General features: G+C 62.1%; 6 protein-coding genes and 1 tRNA gene. 3 read left to right on the top strand and 4 right to left on the bottom strand.

What is annotated here, in order from left to right; translation table 11 throughout:
* The 3 genes from pepN to IV091_RS11390 form a co-directional block, all read left to right on the top strand.
* Nucleotides 1-2311: aminopeptidase N (gene pepN / locus IV091_RS11400; protein WP_293468747.1), on the top strand; the 2311-nt coding region annotated here is incomplete at its 5' end.
* 182 nt (nucleotides 2312-2493) lie between these two features.
* On the top strand, nucleotides 2494-3501 hold the full coding sequence (locus IV091_RS11395; RefSeq protein ID WP_293468745.1) for a class 1 fructose-bisphosphatase: 1008 nt from the start codon (nucleotides 2494-2496) through the stop codon (nucleotides 3499-3501).
* Between the two features lie 12 nt (nucleotides 3502-3513).
* Nucleotides 3514-3589: transfer RNA gene (locus IV091_RS11390), tRNA-Thr, on the top strand.
* 149 nt (nucleotides 3590-3738) lie between these two features.
* Here the strand turns inward: IV091_RS11390 and IV091_RS11385 are convergent.
* The 4 genes from IV091_RS11385 to IV091_RS11370 form a co-directional block, all read right to left on the bottom strand.
* A complete protein-coding gene (locus IV091_RS11385; protein WP_293468743.1) occupies nucleotides 3739-4074 on the bottom strand; it encodes a HepT-like ribonuclease domain-containing protein in 336 nt (111 codons plus the stop codon).
* A 43-nt stretch (nucleotides 4075-4117) separates the two neighbouring features.
* Nucleotides 4118-4408: a nucleotidyltransferase family protein gene (locus tag IV091_RS11380; RefSeq protein ID WP_293468742.1), complete on the bottom strand. Its 291-nt coding sequence runs from the start codon at nucleotides 4406-4408 to the stop codon at nucleotides 4118-4120.
* Nucleotides 4409-4507: 99 nt separating this feature from the next.
* Nucleotides 4508-4822: a HigA family addiction module antitoxin gene (locus tag IV091_RS11375; protein WP_293468740.1), complete on the bottom strand. Its 315-nt coding sequence runs from the start codon at nucleotides 4820-4822 to the stop codon at nucleotides 4508-4510.
* A gap of 91 nt (nucleotides 4823-4913) precedes the next feature.
* Nucleotides 4914-5134, bottom strand: a 221-nt coding sequence (locus IV091_RS11370; RefSeq protein WP_293468738.1) for a hypothetical protein, incomplete at its 5' end; no start/stop codon positions are given.

Here is a 5134-nt window from a genome sequence, read left to right as displayed (position 1 = left end):
CCGCCGCATCACCTACTTCCTGGACCGCCCCGATGTGATGGCCAGCTACAGCGTGCTGCTGCGCGCCGACAAGGCCAAATACCCGGTGCTGCTGTCCAACGGCAACCTGGTGGCGCAAGGCCTGCTGGACGATGGCCGGCATTTTGCCAAATGGGTGGACCCGCACAAAAAGCCCAGCTACCTGTTTGCGCTGGTGGCCGGCCAGCTGGTGTGCCGCGAGCAGCGCATCCAGTCCCGCGCCGGCAACGACCACCTGCTGCAGGTCTATGTACGCCCCGGCGACCTCGACAAGACCGAGCACGCCATGACGTCGCTGATGCATTCCGTCGCCTGGGACGAAGCGCGCTTCGGCCTCAGCCTGGACCTGGAGCGCTTCATGGTGGTGGCCACCAGCGACTTCAACATGGGCGCCATGGAAAACAAGGGCCTGAACATCTTCAACACCAAGTACGTGCTGGCCAACCAGGCCACCGCCACCGACACCGATTTCTCGAATATCGAAAGCGTCGTCGGCCACGAGTACTTTCACAACTGGACCGGCAACCGCATCACCTGCCGCGACTGGTTCCAGCTCAGCCTGAAGGAAGGCCTGACGGTGTTCCGCGACCAGGAATTCAGCCAGGATTTGTGCGGCGAGGCGTCGGCCCGCGCCGTCAAGCGCATCGAGGACGTGCGCGTGCTGCGCACCGCCCAGTTCCCCGAAGACGCGGGCCCGATGGCGCACCCGGTGCGTCCCGACAGCTACGTCGAGATCAGCAACTTCTACACCGTCACGATCTACGAAAAAGGCGCGGAAGTCGTTCGCATGATGCAGACCCTGGTGGGCCGCAGCGGCTTTGCCAAAGGCATGACGCTGTACTTTGAGCGCCACGACGGCCAGGCCGTGACCTGCGACGACTTTGCCCAGGCCATTGCCGACGCCAACCCCGACTCCGACCTGGCGCGCCTGCTGCCCCAGTTCAAGCGCTGGTACAGCCAGGCCGGCACACCGCGCGTGCAGGCCCACGGCGTGTACGACGCCGCCGCCCGCAGCTACACCCTCACGCTGGCGCAAAGCTGCGCGCCCACGGTCGGCCAGCCGGTCAAGGCACCGTTTGTGATTCCGGTCGGCCTCGGCCTGCTGGGTGCCGAAGGCCAGGACCTGCCGCTGCAACTGGCGGGCGAAGCCGACGCCGTGGCCGGCACCCGCAGCGTGGTGCTGACCGAAGCCAGCGAATCGTTCACCTTTGTGAATCTCGACGCCGAACCGGTGCCGTCCATCCTGCGCGGCTTCACCGCGCCCGTGGTGCTGGCGTTTGACTACACCGACGCCCAGCTGCTGCACCTGCTGGCGCACGACAGCGACCCCTTCAACCGCTGGGAAGCCGGCCAGCGCCTGGCCGTCAACCGCGCCGTCACCGCTATTACTTCAGTAGCTACTGAAGTCCATTCCACGGGCGCCAGCGTGCTAGATGATGCTTATCTGGACGCCATGCGCCAGGTCTTGCGCCACCCCACGCTGGACGCCGCTTTCAAGGATCTGGTGCTGACGCTGCCGTCTGAAACCTACCTGGCCGAGCAGCTCGACGTGGTCGACCCCCAGCGCATCCACGCCGTGCGCGAAGCCATGCGCCAGCAACTGGCCAGCGCGCTCAGCGCCGACTGGGAAGCGGTGTATGACGCCAGCCACGACACCGGCGCCTACACGCCCGACGCCGCATCGTCAGGCCGCCGCGCCCTGGCCGGCATGGCCCTGACCCACCTGTGCCTGGCGGCGGTGCAATCGGGCGACACGGTCTGGCCCGGCAAGACACTGCAGCGCTTCAAGGACGCCGGCAACATGACCGACCGCTTCAACGCCCTGGCTGCCCTGGTGTCCAGCGGCCACCCGCTGGCCGGCCCGGCGCTCACGCGCTTTCACGCCATGTTCAAGGATGAAGCGCTGGTGATCGACAAATGGTTCAGCCTGCAAGTGAGCGCGCCCGACCGGGGCGGCAACATCTTGCCGGCCGTCAAGCAGCTCATGAAGCACGCCGACTTCAGCCTGCGCAACCCCAACCGCGCGCGCAGCGTCGTCAGCACCTTCTGCGCAAATCCGGCCGCATTTCACCGCCCTGATGCGGCTGGCTACGTGTTCTGGCGCGACCGCGTGATCGAGCTCGACGCCATCAACCCCCAGGTGGCTGCCCGCCTGGCGCGCGCACTGGACCGCTGGAGCAAGCTGGCCGAACCCTACCGCAGCGCCGCCCGGGAAGCCATTGCCCGCGTCGCCGCCAAGACCGACCTGAGCAAAGACACCCTCGAAGTCGTCACGCGCGCGCTGGCCGACTAAGGATGCGGTCAGTGATAACTTCCCTGCGTCATACCCGCGAAGGCGGGTATCCAGACTTGTTGGAGCGTTCAACCCGGGTTGCTGGATTCCCGCCTGCGCGGGAATAACGGAAAGTTATTGTTTGCCAGATCCCAAGCCGATCCGATCCTCCCCCATTCCCACCCCTGACTGGAGCCTTTCCGATGACCCAAAAAATTTCCCTGACGCGCTACCTGGTCGAGCAGCAGCGCATCGACGGCCACATCCCCCCTGAACTGCGCCTGCTGCTTGAAGTGGTCGCCCGCGCCTGCAAAAGCATCAGCCGCGCCGTCAACCAGGGTGCGCTGGGCGAAGTGATGGGCACCGCCGGTAGCGAAAACGTCCAGGGCGAAATCCAGAAAAAGCTCGACATCATCGCCAACGAAGTGCTGATTGAAGCCAACGAATGGGGCGGCCACCTCGCCGCCATGGCATCTGAAGAAATGGAAGGCATTTATGTCGTGCCCAACCGCTACCCCCAGGGCGAATACCTGCTGATGTTCGACCCGCTCGACGGCTCGAGCAATATTGATGTGAACGTCAGCATTGGCACCATCTTCAGCGTGCTGAAAAAGCCCGAAGGCGACCACGGCGTCGAGGAAAGCGACTTTTTGCAGCCCGGCAACAAGCAGGTTGCGGCCGGCTACTGTGTGTATGGCCCGCAGACCACGCTGGTGCTCACGGTCGGCGACGGCGTCGCCATGTTCACCCTGGACCGCGAACAGGGCTCGTTCGTGCTGACCGAGGAACATGTCACCATCCCGGCCGACACCCAGGAATTTGCCATCAACATGAGCAACATGCGCCACTGGGACGAGCCCGTCAAGCGCTACATCGGCGAATGCCTCGAAGGCAAGGAAGGCCCGCGCGGCAAAGACTTCAACATGCGCTGGATTGCCTCCATGGTGGCCGACGTCCACCGCATCCTGACGCGCGGCGGCGTATTTCTGTACCCATGGGACAAGCGCGAGCCAGAAAAGGCCGGCAAGCTGCGCCTGATGTACGAAGCCAACCCCATGAGCTGGCTCATCGAACAAGCCGGCGGCGCCGCCACCAACGGCAAGCAGCGCATCCTCGACATCCAGCCCACCAAGCTCCACGAACGCGTCAGTGTGATGCTCGGCTCTAAAAATGAGGTTGAGCGCGTAACTGCGTACCACGCCGGGCTATAATTGCGGGCTTAAGCCGGTGTAGCTCAGTCGGTAGAGCAGCTCATTCGTAATGAGAAGGTCGGGTGTTCGATTCATCTCTCCGGCACCAAAACAGATAAGGGTTCATTGCTATGAAAATAGCAATGAACCCTTTTTCTTTGGGACTCATGTAGCCAGCGGTTCCGGGTTTTGTACCGTGTAGCCACAAATTAGCCAGATTCCAAATGGAACTCAGCGCAATAAACCTAAATCCGGCAGTTACCCGGTCAACTGAGTATTCCGGTCCAACGTGACCGTCAATGCTGCAATCTGAGCCCGCAAGTCGGGCAAATCGGCGTGAGTCGTTTTCCACACCAGTTCATAGTCCACCTTGAAATAGCCATGGGCCACGCGACTGCGCATGGTGTACATCAAAGCCCAGGGCACATCAGCATGGGCTTGGGCAAACGCGGTGTGATGGCTTTCGATGTTGTGCGCGGCCTCGCCCAGGATTTCAAAATTCCGTACCACGGCATCCTGCGTTTTTTCGTCGTCCAGAAAGCCCAGTTCGGTCAGGTCATCCACATAGCGGTGGATGCGGTCAATCGCCTCCACGATGTGGCCAGGTAGTCCATGGCGCGCAAAATATCGTTTTTACTCATACCGCCTGTGCCTCGGCAAGCACTTGAGCACGAAATTTGGCAGGCAAGCCGTTGGGGGTCAGTACATCCACCGCCACGGGCAGCAGTTGCGCCAACTCCCACTGAATTTTGGCAATGTCCATCATCGTGGTTGCTTGGGTGGGCTCCACCAAAATATCCAGGTCACTATTTTCAGTGTCTTCGCCATGCACCACCGAGCCGAACACGCGGACGTTGGTGACCCGATGGCTGAGCGCAATGGCGCGAATAGCTTCGCGGTGGGTTTGCAGGGCAAGGGAGGGCAACATTCAAAGATCTCCTTGGAAGGTAACCATCAGGCATTTTTACCACAAGGCATCAGCCTCTTCTTTTCTACCTTGGGTGTCGCGCCGGGGCCTCAAGCAATTTCATGCTGCCGTCGCTGGCGCAGGTTGTACGTGCATGGGGGCAGCCTTGAACCGCTGTTCAGCCTGCCACACGTCATAGGCGCTTTGCTCTGCCAACCATAGACGAGCTTCGCCGCCACGCTCCACGCCCAGCCAGGCCTCAATGCGCAGCGCCATTTCTGGCGATATGGCAGCCCGGCCATTCAATACGCGGGACAGCGCCACGCGGGACACGTCAAGCTGCTCGGCGGCCTGCGTCACCGTCAGCCCCAGCGCGGGCAAAACGTCATTCTTCAGCGTCAAGCCGGGATGCGGGGGGTTAAACATGCGTGCCATCGTTGTATCTCCTAGTGGTAGTCCTGATAGTCCACGCCGCAGCGCGCCCCGTGAGCGCGCTTGCGGATGAATGACCAGGGCGTCAACAACTTCAGCGCCAGATGTAATGACCTTTTACCAAGCGCCCATGCGATCGATGGGCAGGCACCCACACCTTTTTCTTTTGATTTTGCTTGTACTGCACAGCGGGCACGTTGGGCGCATTGCGCACGCTTGCGCTGCCCGACTCAAAATGCACAGGAGGCTGGGCGGTAGCAGCGGTAGCAGCGGTAGCAGCGGCAGAAGTGGCAAATGCACATGCGATGGCTGCTA

It is taken from the genome of Polaromonas sp. (assembly GCF_018780625.1).
Lineage (GTDB): Bacteria > Pseudomonadota > Gammaproteobacteria > Burkholderiales > Burkholderiaceae_C > Polaromonas.
Note: the sequence above shows the minus strand (reverse complement) of the source record. Positions and strands in the feature narration are given on the sequence as shown.